Below are 2,017 nucleotides of genomic sequence, written 5' to 3' on the forward strand. Positions count from 1 at the left end.
GGTGCAGCCAGCGCCGCGCCGAGAGCCCCGCCACCCCACCGCCGATGATGAGCGCCCCGGTGTCAAGCGTTTGGGTGGGGGCGGGAATTTTACTCGGGTCGCGCAGCAGGTGGCCGGTAGCGGCATCCGGCCCCAGCATTCGGCCCTTGATGTGGGCCAGCGGGTTGCCGGGGGCGCAGCCGGGCAGGGCGGGCAGCAGTAGCGCCCCGGTGAGAGCCGCCCCGCTTTGGGCCAGGAAAGAGCGACGGGTTGGCATGGGCTAGGGAAGGAAAAGAGGAGCAAAAAAGGACGTCATGCCGAGCGCAGCCGAGGCATCTCGCGTGCAGCAGTAACCAAAAAAAGAACGTCATGCTGAGCGCAGCCGAAGCATCTCTACCGCAATAGTAATCTGATTACTACCCCACGCGAGATGCTTCGGCTGCGCTCAGCATGACGTTCTACTGTGATGTTCAATGGAACACGATGGATTGTCAACTCGCCTCAATGCACGTACGGCCCCCAGTCTTCCTCAAAATACCGCACCAGCACCTGGTTATTCAGCTGGTTGACTTCGGTGGGAACCTCGCTCATGTCGGGCGGGAAGCGCAGCATGTCGTGGATGGTGGCGGGCGTGATGTAGCGCAGGCCGGCCGGCAGCGGGCTCAGGTCGCCGCGCCAGTGGGTGTCGGGCCCGGCCAGCACGTAGCCCCACTCGCCGAAGGAGGGCACGTAGAGGTGGTACGGGATGGTGTGCAGGCCCACCGCCGCCAGCGTGTGGGCCACGCACCAAAACGACTGCCGGGCCAGAAACGGCGAGGTGCTTTGCACCACCAGCCGCCCGCCGGGGGCCAGCCGCTTGGCCAGCACCGTGTAGAACGCGGCCGAATACAGCTTGCCGATGGAGTAGTTGCCGGGGTCGGGAAAGTCGACGATGATGGCGTCGTAGCGGGCCGAGTCCTGCCGAATCCACTGGTAGGCGTCGGCGTTGATGACCTGCACTTTGGGGTTGTTCAGCGAGCCCTGGTTCAGGCCCAGCAGCAGCTCGTTGTGCTTGAACAGCTCAGTCATGCCCGCGTCGAGGTCGACGAGTTTGATGCTGGTCAGGCGTGGGTATTTCAGCAGCTCGCGCACAGCCAGGCCGTCGCCGCCGCCCATCACCAGCACGCGGCGGGCTTGGGGCAGCGCCTGCAGGAGCGGGTGCACCAGGGCCTCGTGGTAGCGGTACTCATCGGCCGAGCTGAACTGCAGGTTGCCATTCAGAAACAGGCGCAGCTCGCGCTGGTTGCGGGTGAGCACAATGCGCTGATAAACGGTTGATTTCGAGTAAATCACCTGGTCCTGGAACGCCAGGGTTTCGGTATAGGCCAGCAGCTTGTTGGCGAAGCCGAACAGCACCGCCAGCCCCAGCAGCGCCGCCGCAATGCCCACCCCGAAGCGCCGCCGGTAGGGCCGCGTTTCGGGGAAGCGGGCCAGCACTACGGCCGCCACGGCCAGGTTCAACGCGCCGAAAACCAGCGAGGTGCGAATCAGGCCCAGCTGCGGCACCAGCACTAGCGGGAATATCAGCGAGGCCAGCAGCGCGCCCACGTAGTCGAAGGTGAACACCCGCGCCACCAAATCCTTGAACGGGTAGCGGTGCTCCAAAATCCGCATCAGCAGCGGAATTTCGAGCCCCACCAGCACGCCCGTGAGGCCCACCAGCGTGTATAGCAGCAGCCGGAACGAGGCCACGTACTCGAAGCTCACGAATAGCAGCGGGGCCATGCACCCGCCCACGAGACCCACCAGGATTTCGAGCCGGATAAACCAGCGCAGCAGCGAGCCTTCGAGGAATTTCGACAGCCACGAGCCGATGCCCATGGCAAACAGGTAGGCCCCGATGATGGTCGAAAACTGCGTGACCGAGTCGCCCAGCAGGTAGGAGGCCAGGGTGCCGGCAATCAACTCGTAAATCAGCCCGCAGGTGGCAATCACGGCTACGGCCGCCAGCAGCAGGCCCGGCAGCCGGGCTTCGGGGTCGGCGGCGCGGGCAAGGGCC

General features: G+C 64.9%; 2 protein-coding genes. Both read right to left on the reverse strand.

Annotation, left to right across the window (positions count from 1 at the left end):
• A partial coding sequence (locus ACYVDE_RS21175) for a twin-arginine translocation signal domain-containing protein (protein ID WP_460503523.1) occupies positions 1-256 on the reverse strand: 256 nt, incomplete at its 3' end.
• 224 nt (positions 257-480) lie between these two features.
• Positions 481-1,983, reverse strand: a complete 1,503-nt coding sequence (locus ACYVDE_RS21180; protein WP_460503524.1) for a polyamine aminopropyltransferase — start codon at positions 1,981-1,983, stop codon at positions 481-483.
• Between the last annotated feature and the right edge of the window lie 34 nt (positions 1,984-2,017).

The organism is Hymenobacter agri, assembly GCF_054778495.1.